The sequence below is a fragment of the Chryseobacterium artocarpi genome (assembly GCF_001684975.1).
GTDB lineage: Bacteria > Bacteroidota > Bacteroidia > Flavobacteriales > Weeksellaceae > Chryseobacterium > Chryseobacterium artocarpi.
The window spans coordinates 24,398-42,519 of record NZ_MAYH01000048.1; the positions used below are offsets into that span (position 1 = coordinate 24,398).

Below are 18,122 nucleotides of genomic sequence, written 5' to 3' on the forward strand. Positions count from 1 at the left end.
CATGAGCAGAATAAGAATTGTAAAGGGAAAATATACTAAGATAACCGGAGGTGATCATTATATGTTTTCTGATGGAAATATTATTTCCTCTGCCGGAGGAAAATATGAGGAACAAGGGAATGAGGGAGGTATCGTCTTTGGTGACTCCAAACCCTATGAGCCTTGGAAATCTTATCCCAGGCATGACTGGTATCATTGTGTATTTGCACATACTACCAATAAAAAAATACCAATTGCTGATTTAGGAGTTAGTGATTTTAATGTAGAGATGTGCCTAACTGGAATAACTTCTGTAATTCGCTTTGAGGCATATAATTTAAATTCCACTGATAAATATAAGTTTCATAATTGGGTGTATGTATTAAATATTTATATGAACAATCGTGGAGAGCTTGTAGAGGGAGGAATGGATTTAATTACCTATAAAACAGAAAGGAAGATTGGTTCTCAGGAAAGGAATATAGAAAAGCTGAAGGATAGTGATAAAATAGTTTTTCAAAGAACCCAATATGATCTAAGGTCAAAAGGAAAAGACCTTCATGATGAAGTATTGTTGGATCATAAGCTCATTTTTTCCAACGGAATGGAAAGAAATATCAACTTTGGAACTAAAACAACAGAGTCTCATATGTTTTATGATATTTTTGGAGATTTTGTAAAAGAAGCAAGTCGCCTCAATCGTCGTGCTGATATTTCTTATGTATTTGCAGGAACGGAAAATGCAGAAAGCTTCTTAAGTAAAATAAATGAAACAGCCGATAAGATTGCACTAGAGACAGACAGTCCGTTTTTAGCCAATTCTTTTGATAAATATAAAGGAACATCTGTTTTTAAAGAGGTATTCGGGGTACTTAGCTATTTAACAGGTACTATTGATGATGGACAGGTATTAGCAGATAGAGTACGAAAAATCCGAGGTCCAATACAGCTTACTAGTGTACAATGCGCAAGAATGGATGAAAAGGAAAAATTTATAAAATTTTCTGAGGATAAAATCTATTTTGTTACTAGCGAATTTGAGGAACTTGGTGAAACATTACAAAACACAAAAAAAAGATTGAAAAAAGATGAGTAAAATATACCTACCTGAAAAATTGGTTTTAGGACAAGAAGAAAAGGATTTATATCCCTACCGTAGGCGGGTTAGCACATCATTTTGTGTTGCTTTTACATTGAACCAATCTATTCAAATGTATACAGGAAACAGGTATACAGATAGTTTGGATGCCTGCCTTACTGCTGTAAGCTGGGTAGAAGATAATTTTTGTGAACTCCATATAGCTGGAATTGGAATTGATAAGCCCAAACATGAAAGAATAATAAAGACATGTACACTCTATATGGATAGAGGAGGATACCTCGTTTCTGGACATTATCAAGAATTCAAATATTTAGCACAAAGAGTTTTAAGAAGACCCACAGCAGCCCCAGATGATACAGTTGATAAAATAATAGAATTAAAACATAACTTTAGTAGAAAATTTATTAATGGTACAAAAGAAAATTTATTACATAAAGAAATATTTATAGATAAACTGTTCAAAATACAAGATTTTCCAGAATTCAAAATCAATACAGAGTCTGATTTTTTCAAACTCTTACAGAAAGTTTCTATTTATAATCGTAGTATGGAGATGTCATTCGTATATTCTATTGCACAAGAAAAGAAAATTCAATTAGATAATTTTAAAAAGATTGTTGGAATTGTTTCTTTACCTATAACAATTGAAGCTTATGCATGGGTTAAAGCTTTACAGAGTGGTATATCACTTATTAATTATCTTTGTACCGCTGATGATGTTATGAAGCTTTCGGATGAATTGTTTGAGTTTAGAGGGCCTGTAATTATTTCAGATGTTTTTGATGTCGCTTATGACAATAAACATTTTGATCCTATGAGTGATAATATAACAATTCCTAAAAGAGAATCTAAAAGTAGAGGTTTGAAACAAGATGCATTGGATGATTTTTTAGCAATAAAGATGATTGTTGCTGATCAAATTAAAAATATTAAACAACCAATTACAGAAATAAAATGAAAATAGGAATCATAATTTTTTCAACATTTAATCTGATGATTTTATCTTGTAAATCTCATAAAAGTGTTGAACAAGATGAAATTATACAAACTAAACCTTTTTCCAAAGTTAATTATTATAAGTATACATATAGAAATAATGAACCCTACATTGAAAGTAATATTAAAATAGATTCATTTAAGCCAATAATTTACACAAATGTAAAACCCTTAGATACTAATAAAGCTATTCCACAAAAAATTTATTCTCTAAGTAAAAATTCATGGAAATCTTCTAAGGAATATTTTTACAATGATTTGCAGGGATTGAGTGTTGTTTACCTAGAAAAGAATAATAAAATATTATTTAGAAATTTTTATAGGAGTTACACAGGTAAAGATTTTTATAAATCAGATATTAATAAGCCAAGAAACAAGGAAGATTTGATAAAATATTTTGAAAACAAAAAAGCTGAATTTAAGATATTGAGTGTTAACAAGTCCGAAAAAGCAGATGTAATAAATGTTGATATAAATGGTGATTTTTACAAAATAATTGTTGATTCGACATTTTGTAAAAGCTATTTATATTATAATAAAAGGGATACAATAAATAAGTTTTTTTTAATAACAGATGATGCGTTCTGGGAAGGGTTTTAATTGTAAATGAATAGATTAAATAAATAAAACAACCAATTACTGAAATAAGATGAAGTCAATCATATATTATATAGTAATTTTTGGTTTGATTATTTCTTGTCAAACAAAAAAAGTAAAACAAGATATAGACATCATAGAAAATATCCCTTTTTCTAAAAATAATTTTTACAAATATGATAATGGATACTTAAGAAATAATCCTCAAAAATTAGATTCTTCACGGTCTTATATTTACACAATTATAGAACCATCAAATGAAAATAGAAAATATCCAAGAAAAATTTATACATTAATCAGTGTTAATCGAGATAAAGAAGCTAGTGAGTATTTTTATGAAAAACTAAAAGGGAAAAATTTGTCTTTTATAGAAATGAATAATAAAATAGTTTTTCGAGATTTTTATAGGAGTTATATAGGAAAAGAATATCATAAATCAGACATTAATAAACCAAGAAATAAGGAAGATCTGATTAAGTATCTTAAAAGTAAAAATGCCAAATATAAAATTTTAAGTATTGGTAAGTCTGAAAAGGCAGATGTTGTAAAAGCAAAAATAAATAACTCTTTTTATGAAATAGTTGTTGATTCTACATTTTGTAAAAGTTATTTATATTATAATGAAAAAGATACAATTTTTAATTATTCAACTGTATTATTTACTTTTTTTTAAAGTAAGATATTTTAATTAATTTTTATAGGAAAAAGGACGATAATTGAAATAAAACCATATTTACTCGAAAATAACAAACCTATTTTTAGATTTAATTTAAAGATGTCTAATTAATACGAATTCTAATTCCACATTTAAATTTGTTCAATAACATATAAATATGTATTTTTACTCAATATGATTTGAGAAAATTTATCTTTTTCTGAAGGTGGAATAATCGGTTACCTAAAAAAATAGAATTCCTTAAAAGCCCTAACAATAGCTATTAAGTATAATTAAAGATATTCCTGGAGAAACCACTTTAAAGCCTCTGAATTTTCAGAGGTTTTTTTATTTTTATATAATATTGCTTTTAATAAAAAATGAACTCCCTCAAATTGGTTTGAGGGAGTTCTTATTTAGAATAAGTATTAAGTCATTGCTTACGTTGGATACTATTCTTTAATAGTAGCTTTCAGTTTTTCTATTTCTTTATTCTGAGAAATGACATAGAGTGTTAATTCTTCAATTTTCTGAAGTAAAATACCGAACCTCCATTTAATTCTATACTGTAAATCTTTATAGTAGATTGTGTCGAGGAGGTTGGTAACCCCATCTTTTATAAATCCCAGAATATCCGGGATGTCGTCTTTTGTAACCACAGAGGATAACCTCGGGTAATACCTGCGTGTTACCGGTGTTTGATTTGACATAAAAATAATTTTGTGTTTGGGTGGATTACCTACAAAAACATGTAGGATTAAAAGAAAAACTAATTGTAATACTTCTTTATTTTTCTATAAAAATGGATAAGGTACAGCTTCATTAATAATGATGAAAATTTACAAATTGGTTAATTGTATTTTGTATTCTATACCTTTTTTATATTACATAGTATACTTAAAAAGGACTAAACCCTTGAAGAAAATTTTGAATTCTTGAAGTAATAAGGTCTTTTAAAGTACCACCTGTGCGACGATAATATTTAGATTGTGATGGTTCGTCTTCCAATTGATTTAAAAAAGGATTTTCACCCTCATCCAAAAAAATAAATAATGGCAACCCATATGATGCTAAATCAATAATAAAAAAAGGCCGAGTAATTATTATATCATGTAATTCTTGAAGCTCAATGCGTTCTCCATCTTGCATTTCTTGTTGGCTATCATAAATGCTATAGTCTAAAAAATTACAAAACTTTCCTGCTAAAAGTAATAATTCTTTTAATATTTTAGGAAAAGGGTTATTATTATTATATAACTGTTCTAAATGATTTATTTCTGTCTCTGTCAAACCTTTATCTATAAAGCCATCCATAGTATTATGGTCTTGTAGTATTTGTAAATATTGTACAGTCATAATTTAAAATTTTATTATAATAATCCTTTTGCTTTTCCCATTGTTATTGCCTTAGGATGAGATATTACCTCAAAAGTAATACTTTTCCCATGCTTCTCTGCAGTCTTTGTAAGTAAACCAAATATCCTTGACAACTAGTACAAGTATCCAATGTTGATCTGGCTGTAATTACAAACTTATCTCCGCTGTTCCAATGGTTAGCTAAAAAGTTATAAATGTATTTAAGTTCACTATCATTAATACGTGAAATTTTATCAGGAAAAGATAAGTCAATAGCTTTTTTAGTAAACTTATCCAATTGTAGCTGATTAGGATTAGTAAGCCAAGCAGATACATTATTATAAAACTTTTTTGTCACTATAGATGATTTCCCAGAAACAAAGTTTTCATTAACGGTATTTAATAAATTACCATTTTTATCATAAATTTTTGTTTCTGTAATATATTTATTCATTTACTTAATTCTATTCTTAACATCAGGGTTTAAGCTATTAAACAATCCTATATTTTCTTTATAAATATTATCTAATTCACTAACACTCATTGAAATATTTTGAATATTCTTTTGATAATTTTTATTTGCTGTTCTCAATGTCATTGAAATTTTAATATCTAAAAGATCAATATGAATATCAGGCAAATTGGATTCTAGAATCTCAATAATATCTGCATCTTTGAACATCTTTTAAATCAATTCTGGGTTTGCGAAATTCTTTTAAATTCATTTTTATCTTATCAATGAAACGTTAATTTACAATTTGTGGTGATTGATAAGGTTTCCCTCATCATCATACTTATATATCTCCTTGGTAGTCTGCCTCATGGAATAACTTGAATAAGTAAGAAATCCTGCTTCATTATATTCGTTCTCCCATCCTATACGACTCCCGCAATCATATTCAATCTCAGCTTCAGTAGTTCCACTCGGGAACTTATCAAAAATTACATATCCTGTATATAGACGATTATCGTACATAGCAAGACAACTACCATCATGATTGTAGCCTCCCCCACTGGATGTCTTCGAAATCAACTCTTCTTTTCTCTGGTTCTTTTAAGTTCATCATTATTCAAACTATGATAAAAATTGATTAAAACAGATCACTATCCTTCTTCTTTATATCAATCCTATGATTGATAAAAGAAGATAATCTGCACAGACACAAAATAAAAGGAACATTGTATTCTTCACAGTACAACTCAGCATGCCGAACTATAGGATCATCATCTTCATCAAGATGAACAAACAGGAAAGATTCTGCAAAATCACAGATTTCAATCACATAAAACGGGTGGTTAATCGCCTTATTACTTTCTTCAATCCATTCTCTGGGGTCTTTCTGAAATTCATTAATATCAAGAACATTATGTTTCAACACATAACAGGATTTTCCGGCTAGAAACAATAGCTCTTTTAATACTTTAGGAAATGGCTTTCCATTGTTATAGATCATTTCGTGGTTTTGAATTTCAGAGAAAGACATAGGTTCTATCCTTCCTTCATATTCTGTATTCTCTGAATATTGTGCTGGATTATCCCTTAAATAAGTTAAAATTTCAATTTTCATTCTGTATTTCGACTCGGCTTGAAAGAAAAATATTTAAAAATAATAGTAATCTATATGCATATCATAATCTTCATACTCCCAATCTCCTTCAAGCATTTGAATCAAAGCATCTAGCATTTTTATTAACTCAGATGTTGGAAAAGGTTTATTGTAGAATATTTTAAAATCACCATCCACTGTTGGAATAGCTTGTAATTCTGTTAAAGTGATATTAGTTCCTTTATGGTAAACCTTAGTTTTTACAATTTGAAGAATTTCTACCATTGTTTGTTCTTCTGAAGCATTTGATATATACGGATCCCAGAGAAAAGCAAACCAACCTCCCATCTGACCATTTATTACAGTTAAATGATAGTCTGTAAGAACTTCTTTCCGAATGAAAGTATATTGATCTTTTTTAAACTCTTCATGAATATAATAAAGGGCTAACTGCATAAAAATATCTGATGTTATGAACCCTTTATCTTTGTAGTCCATTGATTCTGTTGCCATCTTTTAGTATTTAGTTTTTATCAGTTGATATTCTTCATAACCTATAGTTGATATCCATATAAAGATTGATAGAAGCTCTACTCCTTTTAAAGATCTGCTGCTTACTTTCTGATTCAAAAAAAATTAGAAAAAAACAGACGTATCTTTGATCTGCTTGCCGGAGGGGTTTTCAGAAAGTCTCTCCATTCTATCAAAATTTCCTTAAAATCCTTTAAAGGAATACTGTTTACATATCCTTTCACATCATCATAAAAATCTACCTCATTCCTGTGCATGATAATATCTACTGTAGCAGAATCACTTTCTATCTCCTGATCAGGATGATTCAATGCATCATGAATATCCGGTAATAACGAGTCGACGATCTGTTCCACAGAATTCCAGCTGTTTAAAAAAGCGGTTAAGTATGGATTATTGGTATCCACAACTTTAATAATGCTTTTCCCATACTTTCCCCAGTTGCAGACTTTATCTTCAAAAATAAGGTTGTATTGATCTGCCGTATTCTGATTCATGATATTTACTGATCTTTAATGGTTATTTAAAAAATTTTGCCATGCCAACACAATCGTTTTAAAATGTTGCAAGGGCACTATCATATCAATATTCCCTGTGTTCATATTGATGAACTTTACTCCTACTAATGTGACCTCAATACGCTCTCTTAATGATACTGTAAGGTCATTATCAACAGGAAACGGATCTCCATTCTGGCAATGCTCAATTAAAGGTAATATTTCCTCATTTATATCATCTACAGTATTAAAGTGTAGAAATAATTCTTCCATTTCATCCCCTCCCAAAAAATAAGGTGTTTTTCCAAATTGTGTAGAAACATAAAAACTGATATCGTAAAAATCTAACACTTCTTTTGCGGTCATCATGATAAATCCTTTCAGTTTTAAATACGATCTGTCTCCGGTAAAAAAGGAACTGCCGAATGAAAATAAGGATGCTGATCCCAAGGAAATGCTCCTATACGCTCATCCACAATAATTAATTCTTCTTTATCCATAGGCCATCCTCCATCCAATCCCCAGGTATCCTGCTTATCATAAGCATGCGTCATTTTGTTTTGAGAGTTATAATTAAAGGTCAAAAGAAGAATATCGTTACTATCATAATACCATTTTGTAGCTTCTTCCATTTGATGAGTCAAGATATCTGTTGAACAATTAAAAATTTCTCTGCTTTTTGAGTCAAGGACACTCTTTCCTTTGAATTTTATTTCTCCTTTTTCACTGATCTCTTCCCAATTCCATAAAATATAACCAAATGCTGCAGCTTTCTGGGTATAGAAAACCCATCTGAGACCGCCTTCTATGCATAACTCCTGTATCTTTTCCTGAATATTCTCTGTGGCATCAAGATAATATTCTCCCATGAAATAATCAGGGCTGATGTGATCTTTCTTTTTAATTCTTCCCTCTACGAAATAGCTGATATAAAGCTCATCCAATTGATCAGCTTACTGTTCTGTGATTTCTTCAAAGAATTTGTTATAATATTTTTTATAGTTCATGAGTGTCTTTTATTTCTTGTTCATACCAGTTTAATCAAAATAATTCCAGTTCAGTTCCATCTGATATTCCTGATGATTCCAGGTTCTTTCCAGCATCTGAATAAGGGCATCTATAACGCGAATCAATTCTGCAGTAGGAAAAGGTTTTTTATCAAGAATATATTTTAAAGCAAGGTCATGAGTCGGAATATTCATTAATTCTTCTACAGAAACAAGGCTTCCTTTATCCTGTAATGTTTTTTTTACGGTATTCAGTAACTGTATCATGATCTGTTCGTCAGCAAGAGAATCAATATGATCAAATAGTCCCACAGACATATAACTTCGGCTATATCCATTAACATGAAATTTCAAATCCATCAAAAGATCTGATTGATTGGGAATAAGAAGCTCTGACCTTTCCATTTCCTCAATGATATAATGCAACACCAGCTGCATCATCGATTCGGATATCCAAAACCCTTTATTCTTTTCGTATTCTACTAAGGTTTTCCCCATCTTTTAAAGAGATAATATCTGATTTAAAATAATTATGAGTTCAGTATTCACTATTTTCTTCTATTTCAGGTAATAGAGGTAAAGCGTAATTATAGTAACTCTCAGAAAAATCATTAGAAAACCCAAAACCTTCACCTTCTTCAATAACATAAACTTCACCTGCTGAATTGTAATAATAAGTATATGAAACGTTATTATAAACGTCATATTTGGTTTTAACTACAGTATTACGATTCACATCTCCTGTTTGTAAATTATATCTGCCAAAGCAAATACTTTTTCCTGTTAAAATATGTTCAATATTAAAGGCATGTAATTTTAATTCTCCATTTTTATGATAGGTTGAAATTTCTTCTTTAATATAATTACCTTGAATTTCAGTCCTTTTTGCAATATCAATGAGATTGAGTAAAGGATACTTAGCCAAAATTTCATGTATTGATTCATTATCCTGATAATAAGTAACCTCAACCATCACTTTTTCATTATAATCTTCTCTTATCTTTGTTTGGCCATTGATCTTGATAATTTTCACATATTCACTGGAAGCCAATGCCTCTTCTTCTGTGACAGGTTCAAAATATTCGTTTTCGTAGCTTATTATTGTACTCATTTAGATCAATATTATTTCAGGAAATAGAGGGAACACATTATTATAATAGGATTCAGAGTATTCATTATACCCTCTTTCACCACTTACCTCTTCAATATAATCTATTTTACCTGAACTGTTATAATAGTAATGATAGGCAATATCCAAAAATTGATCATATTGTATTTTCATGACACTTTTTAAGATGATACTTCCCGTCTTTAAATCATAATCCCCAAAACAGATAGTTTTTCCCGTTACAGTGTTATCTATGTTAAATGAATGCAGCTTTAATCCTTCATTTTTAAGATATCCGAAAACTTCTTCCATGATATACATTCCCTGAACTTCTTTTCTCTTCACATCACATCTATTGACCTCCGGATACTGATTGAATATTTCATCTATTGTTTCTCCATCCTGATAAAATATAACATTACGCAATTCTCCATTGAAGAATTCTTCCTTTCTCTTTATTATAGAATTTACTTTATTAATTTTAATGAAAACCTTAGACTTGTGAGCCTCTTCCTCTGTAATGAGCTTGCCATGCTCATTTTCATAGCTTATCATCTTCATCATTATTTTTTACATTTACTATAATCTGAAATAATCTGTATCATATTTTGTTGATTTTTAAGATCAAAGCTCTCCTTTCTTATCAGCTATTCAGCCAATTCAAACACTCGGCAATCTGCATTTTACTGATAAAAATCTCGGTGTTCACTTCAGGTTCCGGGGAAAGTTTAAGTTCTACCTTTTGACTGGAATGCTTAATGATTTCAGTAATAGCTTCTTTATTGATAATGAACTTACGGTTCACTTTAAAGAAAACCTGTGGGTTTAATTTTTGAATAATATCTTTAATAGTATCATCATAAATATAGGTCTGATGATCCATCGTTGTAAGGAAAAGGTATTTCCCGGACGCAAAAAAATAGGCTGTGTTATTTTCATCTATAGATTTCAGCTTATTGCCTTCCCTTACCATAAAACGCTTCATTACCTCAGCATCTTCTCCCTGACGTAAAGTGGAAATGGATTTCAAAACGGGTTCGGGATCAAAGTTATTTCGTATAGAAACAAACTTCTGTAATGCCTGATGCAGATCTTCTTCTTCAAATGGTTTTAAAAGATAATCTATCGTAAAATGTTTGAAAACCCTCATTGCATACTCATCAAAAGCAGTAATGAAGATAATGGGAGCGAAAAGTTCTACCTGTTCAAAAATCTCAAGGCTCATCCCGTCTCCAAGATGAATATCCATGAAAATAAGGTCTGCGGAATCGTTTTCAAAGAAGTCTATTGCCTTTTTTTTGGAGCGGAGAACCACTGTCTCTGTGACAGGAACAATGTCTTGCTTATCCAAAAGATCTTTCAGATAATTGACAGCCAGCAGTTCGTCTTCAATAATGGCAATTTTCATAACAATGCAAAAGTACAAAAAAACCGCCAGAACGTTTAAGCTCTGGCGGTTTCGAGGATTGTTAATATGAAGTGTTATAAATTAGGATTATTCTTCTTCGCACTCATCGGATATTCTATTGTATATCTCACATCATTTTGTTGAAGAATATATTCCTTACCGCTAACGGTATGTTTGATTTCTTTTTGATTGGCTCTTCTCAAGTCAAACCATCTGTGTCCTTCTGCTGCAAACTCTCTGAATCTTTCATCAAGAATAAAATTCATAAATGCAGAGGCGTTCATAGAAGCAACTTCAGTCTGTGCTGAAGCGTACCCTTCGGCTGTATATCTGTTTTTAAGAACTTTCAGTAAGGTTTCTTTTGCCTCATCAAGCTTATTCAATTTCAGCAATGCTTCAGCTTTTATAAAATACATTTCAGTTGTTCTGAAAGATACTTTAAACTCAGAGCTTCCTCTTTTAATGATCTTATATTTGCTTCCATTTTTTTCAAAATACATCGCAAACCTTTTGTCTGTAGTATTGTTATATTTTGAAATAAGCTCAGTAGATGCGAATGATAAGTTCTGTGCTGCACTGTCAAAAACATCATCCAATGCCATAATAGATTCTACCGACATATAATGATGAGGTGCTGTAGAGCTTGTATTAAGATCGCTTAATTCTCCCTTTATTGCCAATGTCTGTTCAGCGTAGAATAAAGCTTTGTTCCAATCATTCTGATAAAGAGCAGTTCTAGCCTGTAAAGCCATCAAAGATACTTTGGAAAATCTGTAGTTTATTCCTGCTGTCTGCTTCTGTTCCACCATGATTCCTTCCGCTTTGCTCATATCTGCATGAATCTGGTTATAAACTTCCTGCACACTTGAAGGGCTTAATACCGCTTCAATATCTATATCAAGACTGATAGGAACTCCTCTGTCCGTAGAAGCCGTAGCATTGTTGTAAGGCTTCCCATACAGATTTACCATATCAAAGTATGCGTAAGCACGTAATGCATAAGCTTCTGCAAGAATCTGTTGCTTCTCCGGAGAATCTTTCATTGTCTTGCTTCCTTCATTGATAATTTGATTCAGGTAAAAAATCACTGAATAAAATTTCACCCACGGAAATTCTATTGTTGCAGAGTCATTATTGGTGTCTTTCCACATAGCAATTTCACGATAAACGTTAAAATCACTAATGTTTTCATTGATGGTAACCTCATCGGTACGAAGTACTGATAAAGATTTATGAGCCGGATATTTTGCGTATGCGGACGTAAGAACTTTACGGTAATCTTCTACAGTAGTCGGAATCACTTTTCCTTCCGGTTGTATATCCAGAAATCTGTCACATCCTATAGTTGTAAAGCTGATTACTGCCAGAGCTATGATCGTTGTTATTTTTTTCATTTTTTTCAAGTTTTAAAAAGAAACATTAAATCCTACTGTAATTGATTTTGCCATAGGCTGCGCATAAATGTTACCGTAAGTTTCCGGATCAAAATATCCTGTATAGCCATTACTGAATACAAATAAATTACGTCCTTCAACACTCAGTCTCAAGCTACTGATTCCCATAGGCGCAGTAAATTCTTTAGGAAGCGTATATCCTAAACGAATGCTGCTGATTCTTAAGTAGCTTACTTCTTTAGCCCAGATATCCAGTAAACCATAAGTATTGGAACGGTTACCAGCAAACCATTTATTAGCCATCCATCCGTTAGGATTTGCATCCATATCCGGACTTGTGATCCCTGGTAATGTAGTTCCTGCGTCATAAATCTCTCTTGTGTAGTTTCTTCCTCTGTCGAATTCCATACCTCTGTAAGAAGGGCTTCTCATTACAGTTTGCTTGTAACTGAAAGTTGCGGAAACCGTAAGGTCAAAATTACTAACCTTAAATGTGTTGATGATTCCTCCTGTAAATTTAGGATCTCTGTCTCCCACATATGTAAACAGGTTTCTCAGCTCTTCATTGGTAAGTTTTGTATCTACAAACTGCCCAGGAAGGAAGTCAGCATACACATCATAAAGCTTGAAGAATTCTTCCGCCGATACTTTTTCATTTCCTTTCCAGAATAATGGGTTTCCGCTTGCATCCATTCCTGCGGTTTTTAAAGCAAATACAGCATTTACCGGAAGTCCTTCTCTTGATGGAAGCATTGCGTTATCACGTGGCTGCTCACTTAATACTTTACTCTTGTTATGCGCAAAGTTTATCGTGGTTGACCATTTGAAGTTTTCATTATTGATATTCTTGGTAGATAATGCCAATTCAAAACCTTTGTTGGTAAGACTTCCCCAGTTCATCATCGTATATTCGAACCCTGTTTCAAGCGGAGTTTCTTTCATACTGATCATGTCTGTTCCTTTTCTGCTGTAGATATCAGCGGTAAGGTTGATTCGGTTTTTAAACAAGCCTAAATCAACACCAAAGTTGGTATTGGTTGTTTTCTCCCAACGAAGTTTATCATTTGGCGGGCTGATCACGTTGATTACATCCTCTCTTCCTCCGGGAAGAATTGTTGCGTAATTGTATTCTCCAATAAAGAATGGTGATGTATTACGGTCAATGTTTCCTTGCAAACCGTAAGAAGCTCTCAGTCTAAGGTTGGAAACAGGAGTGATATTTTTCATAAAATTCTCCTTTGTCACCAGCCATGAACCGGAAACTGCCCAGATCGGAAGATATTTATACTTTTTATTCACCCCGAAAAGGTTTGTACCATCATATCTTACACTTCCAAAGAAGGTATATTTCTGGTCATAGGTATAAGAAGCTGTAGCAAACATTGATGCATACGCATTCTCTACCGGTGGCATTTCACGATAGGTCTCATACTTTTTCTCAGCGGCAAAGTTTGAGTTTGGAAAAGCTATCGGAGTAGCTGTTCGGGTCGTTTTATTGTAACCGAAAGCTCTCGTAATGGTAGTATTATCTATTGTTTTACGAAGTTCTGTTCCAGCCATTACATCAATTTCATGTACGGAATTGATTTTCGTATTATACGTTCCCTGCAGCTTCCAGTTATACTGAAAGAAATTATTATCCCAATTTTGTTTGATGTCACCGGCTGGCAGGAAGTATTTGTATCCGCCATCTTTATAATAACGGGTTCCTTCCTTCATTTTTCTTGTAAAATACGTTTCCTGTCCGGCATATTTTTCGGTCTTATTCGTATCATACTGAATACCTAACTGTGAAGTGAATCTAAGGTTTTTGGTGGCTTTATATTCCAAGTCCAAAATTGCCTTCAATGAATGGTTTTTCAGTGTATAATTTGTGTTCTCTCTTTCTTCAAGGAAGTTAAAAGGAACATAAGTATCTGCAAAACCATCTATATCTTTATCATATCTGTAGCTTCCGTCAGCATTGTACGGTGTAAGATATGGGTTTGCATTTCTTGAATAATTAATCGGGCTCGCTGCTGCATCTGCATCGGTCATGAATGATTCTTTTTCACTCTGAGTACCGAAAACAGAGATTCCTGCATTAAGTTTATCGCTTAATTTATAATTGTTTTTTAAAGTAAGGTTATAACGTTTAAAGCCTGTACCAATGGTTGTACCTTCTTCATCGTAATACCCCAGTGAGAAATAGTAATCCGAGTTATCACTACCTCCGGAAAGACTTACTCCATACTGTTTATTGATAGCATTTCTGTACAATAATTTTCCCCAATCCGTATTGCTGTTTCTTAATGAATTGATCTGCTGAAGAGTCAATGGATTTAACGAATTCAAACCACCACTTCTAAAGTCTTCAAGCTGATGGTTTTGAGTTAAAATTCTCATCACTTCACCTTTGTCTGCACGGTAAGTAAGGTCTGCACGCTGAGCGAGCATTAATTCAAGATCTACTTTTTCAGAAGCATTCAAAAGATTAAGCTTTTCAAAATCAGGACGGGCTGTGATGAAAGTATCGGCTGAGAAATTCAGTTTCATACTTCCTTTTTTACCTTTTTTTGTGGTAATGGAAATCACACCGTTTGCCGCTCTCGCTCCATAGATTGCTGTAGCTGCTGCGTCTTTTAAGATGGTGATATCTTCAATGTCATTAGGGTTTAATCCAGCAATGGAAAAATTCTGAAGCTGATCGATATTATCCTTATCCGTGAAGTTTGGAACGTCGTTTCCTTCCAATGGAAGACCGTCAATTACCCATAGTGGATCCTGTGGACCAGACAAAGATGCTGTTCCACGTATTCTGATTTTTGCCGGAGCACCCGGAGCACCGGTTTGAGGAGCGACTGCAACCCCTGCAATCTGACCTGCCAACATTTGGTCTACACTCGCTACCCCAGCCTGGCTTATATTATCCATCTTTACAGTAGTTACCGCAGAAGTTTGCTTACGCTTTTCAATCTTTTGGTATCCTGTAATGATTACTTCCTGAATTTTGTTTTTATCTGAAATTTCAGGTGTCAGTCTTACTGTATAATTTGTTTTGTCTTCGTTGATAACAATCATCCTGGACTCATAGCCCGGATAACTTACCAAAATAGACTTGGTACCTACTGGTATTTCTAATATGAATTTTCCGTCTTTATCGGCAACTGTACCTACAGATACACTTTCGATAATTCCGTCCAAATCGGTTTTTGTAGAAACAGATTGTGCTTCTATTTTTATAGATGCGCCAGCAATTACGCTGGAAGTGCTACCATCTTCTATCTTACCCGTAATCGTTTTCTTTTCCTGAGCAAACGCAACCTGAGCAGCCAAAAGAGGTAAAAGTACTAGAGTTTTTTTCATTGCTGTTTATTTGTTTAAAGCCTCTTCAATTCTAATGATTAAGTCTGTGTAATGCGCTCTTGAAGCATCATCACCTTTGTATCTGGTTTTATTCAGTAGGTCAAGAACTTTCTGTAATTCTGCTCTCTTATACGTAGTCACTTCAGATACTCTTTTCATGGATGAATAATTAATGTTTCTAAGGTTCTTTTCTTCTTCATGATAGTTACAGATCATTGGCATATTCAACCTTTCATCTGTCTTCAACCCTTTTACCGCTGTTTTTTCAAATAGTTTATTAACAGAAACAATCAGCGCATCCACATAGTTTTTCTGTGCCATTTTTTCAAGAATCGTAAGACTTCCTTTTTTGCTAAAAACGGTCTTTCTTACTTGATCAAACAGATTTTCTACTGTATAAACCTCATCTTTTGAACCTGACATTTCATGCTTTAATTCATTTTCCAGTAACCTTAGCAATCTGTCATCCATGAATAAGGAATAAATATTGGCATACTGCATTCCTCTTGCCAGCGTATATGGTGTCTGTTCGAAAGGTCCCATTGGTGAGTTTTTCACAGGATAGGTCTTTTCTGTAATCGGATTGAAGAATAACCATTCCGGAAGACTGATCGAGTTTTTCACCAAATAATCAACGGCTCTTCTCTGTATTTCGGCAGGAACTGCTTCATAAGCTTTTTTCTTGTTACCAAAAACTGTATTGTTCAGATAAATTCCTCCTACATTCGCCATTACATGACCTGTATACAGATCCCATTGTCCGATAACTCCTAAATACAATTTACCTGCATCTGTATAATCTTTACCATCTTCATATGTCCATTGCAATAGATTATTCAGTACAACCTTCAGGTTTTTCATACCGTATTCACTAGCCTTCATTGCATCATCACCCAAATCTTCAGACTGCGAACGCGGATCTATTGTTTCCAGATAACTTTGCTGCTCACCATAGAAATACATTGGATCATCTTCATGTTTCTCGATCATGTTTTTCAATGCTTTTTTCTCTGTGAATTCATCAGGATACCAACGGTACCCCCAATCAATAGCATATTTATCATAGATCCCGATTTTCGGAGTGATTGCCGTCACCCCATCTTCCGGCTGTGCCACATAGTTGTAACGTGCATAATCCATAATGGAAGGTGCCGTTCCACCCATCTTATCGGTGAACTCTTTAGAACGAAGTGATTCTACAGGGAATGCGAAAGACGACCCCATATTATGCTTCAATCCAAAAGTGTGTCCTACTTCGTGAGATGAAACAAATCGGATGGCTTCTCCCATATGTTCATCGCTGAATTTATTTCCTCTTGCTTTTGGATCAATTGGTCCTGTCTGAATTCTCATCCATTCCTGAAGAGAAGTCATTACATTATGCCACCAGATAATATCCGCTTCGATAATCTCACCACTTCTAGGATCTACTACTGAAGGTCCCATTGCGTTGGATTTAGGAGAAGCTGCATAAGTAATCACCGAATATCTTACATCATCAATGTCAAAATCCTCATCTTTTTCATCCGGCATTTTAGCAATCACTGCATTTTTAAAACCTGCCTGTTCAAAAGCAGCCTGCCAGTCGTGAACTCCAGCAATGATTTTCTCACGCCATTGCTTCGGAGTTGCAGGGTCTATATAGTAAACGATCGGTTTTTTAGGTTCTACCAATTCTCCTCTCAGATACTTCTCTTTATCTTCGTCTTTTGGTTCAAGATTCCATCGGGTAATGAAATACTTTTCATCCATTTTCTGCTGACGGTCATTGAAGAACCAGTGCTTTTCCGAGAAAAACCCTACTCTTTGGTCAGCTATTCTTGGCTTCATCGGAACTTTAGGAAGTAACACAAGGTTTGTAGTCACTCCTAATGTTACCGGAAGATCTACTCCCCCTTCATTTACAGAGGTACTCAGCTGAGATTTTACGACTAAGTTTTGCGGGAATGTTTTCACTCCTTCTATATAGGACAGACTTGATTTTACTGAACCTCCAAGCCCCACATTAGCAAGAACATCGTTAAAGCTTTTCTGATTACCGTCAAAAACTTTATTCACTTTAATTGCCACAGCAGTGGAATCATTGTTCTGAGCTTCAATATCAAAAACTTCAATGATGGATTCTGAAAAGTTATCTTTTACAGACTTTGTAATAGCATCATTTTTAGGAGAAGATACTTTAGCTTCAGAAGTTCTCACCCATACCTTTTTAGCGATTCTGTCACGGTGGAAAGAAATGATCTTATTTTCATAGTTCATTCCTTTATTTAACCCTGCTTCATTCACCTGCATGGGTACCTGAGACAGTTTATTGACTACCAAAAACTGGCGGTTCATCAAACTGTCAGGAATCTCAAAATAAACATCAGTTTTCACCTGAATTGTATTGAAAAGCCCCTTCTTATAGGTTCCTTTCTTAATCAGGTCTTCAATTTTCTTTGTTTTTTTTGAGGATGAAATATCTGCTTTTTCAGTTTTTTCCTTGGTCGTTTTTACAGTATCTTTTTTCTGTGCAAGTACCGCCGGCGAAGCCATGGCAAGTCCAAGATACAGTGCAAGCCTGTAATTCTTCATTAAAATAGTCCGATTCATTCCAAATA

The 18,122-nt window shown here is 33.3% G+C and carries 21 protein-coding genes; 4 read left to right on the plus strand and 17 right to left on the minus strand.

All coding sequences use genetic code 11. The features are described 5' to 3' along the window. Position 1: 1 nt before the first annotated feature. From BBI01_RS17950 to BBI01_RS17965, 4 genes are read left to right on the plus strand one after another with little or no spacing between them, the layout of a single operon-like run. Positions 2–1,075 carry a hypothetical protein gene (locus BBI01_RS17950; RefSeq protein ID WP_065396022.1) on the plus strand — a complete coding sequence of 358 codons (1,074 nt, stop codon included), beginning with the start codon at positions 2–4 and terminating at the stop codon, positions 1,073–1,075. After that, positions 1,068–2,039, plus strand: a complete 972-nt coding sequence (locus BBI01_RS17955) for a hypothetical protein (RefSeq protein ID WP_065396023.1) — start codon at positions 1,068–1,070, stop codon at positions 2,037–2,039. The genes BBI01_RS17950 and BBI01_RS17955 overlap by 8 nt, the downstream gene beginning before the upstream one ends. Then, positions 2,036–2,677 (plus strand): hypothetical protein, encoded by a 642-nt coding sequence (locus tag BBI01_RS17960; protein WP_065396024.1) that lies wholly within the window; start codon positions 2,036–2,038, stop codon positions 2,675–2,677. Before BBI01_RS17955 ends, BBI01_RS17960 begins: the two co-directional genes overlap by 4 nt. 49 nt (positions 2,678–2,726) lie before the next feature. Further along, positions 2,727–3,347 carry a hypothetical protein gene (locus tag BBI01_RS17965; RefSeq protein WP_065396025.1) on the plus strand — a complete coding sequence of 207 codons (621 nt, stop codon included), beginning with the start codon at positions 2,727–2,729 and terminating at the stop codon, positions 3,345–3,347. Positions 3,348–3,781: 434 nt separating this feature from the next. Here BBI01_RS17965 and BBI01_RS17970 read toward each other — a convergent pair whose 3' ends face one another. The 17 genes from BBI01_RS17970 to BBI01_RS18050 all read right to left on the minus strand — a co-directional run bounded on the left by BBI01_RS17970 (position 3,782) and on the right by BBI01_RS18050 (position 18,114). Continuing rightward, positions 3,782–4,039, minus strand: coding sequence for a hypothetical protein (locus tag BBI01_RS17970; protein ID WP_065396026.1), 258 nt, complete (start codon positions 4,037–4,039; stop codon positions 3,782–3,784). A gap of 187 nt (positions 4,040–4,226) precedes the next feature. Continuing rightward, a complete protein-coding gene (locus BBI01_RS17975) occupies positions 4,227–4,685 on the minus strand; it encodes a hypothetical protein (protein WP_065396027.1) in 459 nt (152 codons plus the stop codon). A 64-nt stretch (positions 4,686–4,749) separates the two neighbouring features. After that, a complete protein-coding gene (locus BBI01_RS17980; protein WP_065396028.1) occupies positions 4,750–5,139 on the minus strand; it encodes a hypothetical protein in 390 nt (129 codons plus the stop codon). Further along, positions 5,140–5,367 carry a hypothetical protein gene (locus tag BBI01_RS17985; RefSeq protein WP_065396029.1) on the minus strand — a complete coding sequence of 76 codons (228 nt, stop codon included), beginning with the start codon at positions 5,365–5,367 and terminating at the stop codon, positions 5,140–5,142. It lies immediately after the preceding gene. A gap of 69 nt (positions 5,368–5,436) precedes the next feature. Next, positions 5,437–5,718, minus strand: a complete 282-nt coding sequence (locus BBI01_RS17990; RefSeq protein ID WP_228394034.1) for a hypothetical protein — start codon at positions 5,716–5,718, stop codon at positions 5,437–5,439. A gap of 58 nt (positions 5,719–5,776) precedes the next feature. After that, entirely contained in the window at positions 5,777–6,253 is a 477-nt protein-coding gene (locus tag BBI01_RS17995; RefSeq protein WP_065396031.1) for a hypothetical protein, read from the minus strand. 33 nt (positions 6,254–6,286) lie between these two features. Beyond that, positions 6,287–6,745 carry a hypothetical protein gene (locus BBI01_RS18000; RefSeq protein ID WP_065396032.1) on the minus strand — a complete coding sequence of 153 codons (459 nt, stop codon included), beginning with the start codon at positions 6,743–6,745 and terminating at the stop codon, positions 6,287–6,289. 113 nt (positions 6,746–6,858) lie between these two features. Continuing rightward, complete coding sequence (locus BBI01_RS18005) at positions 6,859–7,260, minus strand: hypothetical protein (protein ID WP_065396033.1); 402 nt, start codon at positions 7,258–7,260, stop codon at positions 6,859–6,861. Positions 7,261–7,275: 15 nt separating this feature from the next. Continuing rightward, a complete protein-coding gene (locus BBI01_RS18010) occupies positions 7,276–7,629 on the minus strand; it encodes a hypothetical protein (protein WP_123862170.1) in 354 nt (117 codons plus the stop codon). Positions 7,630–7,646: 17 nt separating this feature from the next. Next, on the minus strand, positions 7,647–8,204 hold the full coding sequence (locus BBI01_RS18015) for a hypothetical protein (protein WP_065396035.1): 558 nt from the start codon (positions 8,202–8,204) through the stop codon (positions 7,647–7,649). Positions 8,205–8,297: 93 nt separating this feature from the next. Beyond that, a complete protein-coding gene (locus BBI01_RS18020; protein WP_065396036.1) occupies positions 8,298–8,765 on the minus strand; it encodes a hypothetical protein in 468 nt (155 codons plus the stop codon). 40 nt (positions 8,766–8,805) lie between these two features. After that, positions 8,806–9,378, minus strand: a complete 573-nt coding sequence (locus BBI01_RS18025; RefSeq protein ID WP_065396037.1) for a hypothetical protein — start codon at positions 9,376–9,378, stop codon at positions 8,806–8,808. Next, complete coding sequence (locus BBI01_RS18030) at positions 9,379–9,939, minus strand: hypothetical protein (RefSeq protein ID WP_065396038.1); 561 nt, start codon at positions 9,937–9,939, stop codon at positions 9,379–9,381. Between the two features lie 79 nt (positions 9,940–10,018). After that, positions 10,019–10,783, minus strand: a complete 765-nt coding sequence (locus BBI01_RS18035; RefSeq protein WP_065396039.1) for a LytR/AlgR family response regulator transcription factor — start codon at positions 10,781–10,783, stop codon at positions 10,019–10,021. Between the two features lie 74 nt (positions 10,784–10,857). Beyond that, on the minus strand, positions 10,858–12,177 hold the full coding sequence (locus tag BBI01_RS18040) for a RagB/SusD family nutrient uptake outer membrane protein (RefSeq protein ID WP_065396040.1): 1,320 nt from the start codon (positions 12,175–12,177) through the stop codon (positions 10,858–10,860). A gap of 12 nt (positions 12,178–12,189) precedes the next feature. Continuing rightward, positions 12,190–15,522, minus strand: coding sequence for a SusC/RagA family TonB-linked outer membrane protein (locus BBI01_RS18045; protein ID WP_065396041.1), 3,333 nt, complete (start codon positions 15,520–15,522; stop codon positions 12,190–12,192). Positions 15,523–15,528: 6 nt separating this feature from the next. After that, positions 15,529–18,114 (minus strand): zinc-dependent metalloprotease, encoded by a 2,586-nt coding sequence (locus BBI01_RS18050; RefSeq protein WP_065396042.1) that lies wholly within the window; start codon positions 18,112–18,114, stop codon positions 15,529–15,531. Between the last annotated feature and the right edge of the window lie 8 nt (positions 18,115–18,122).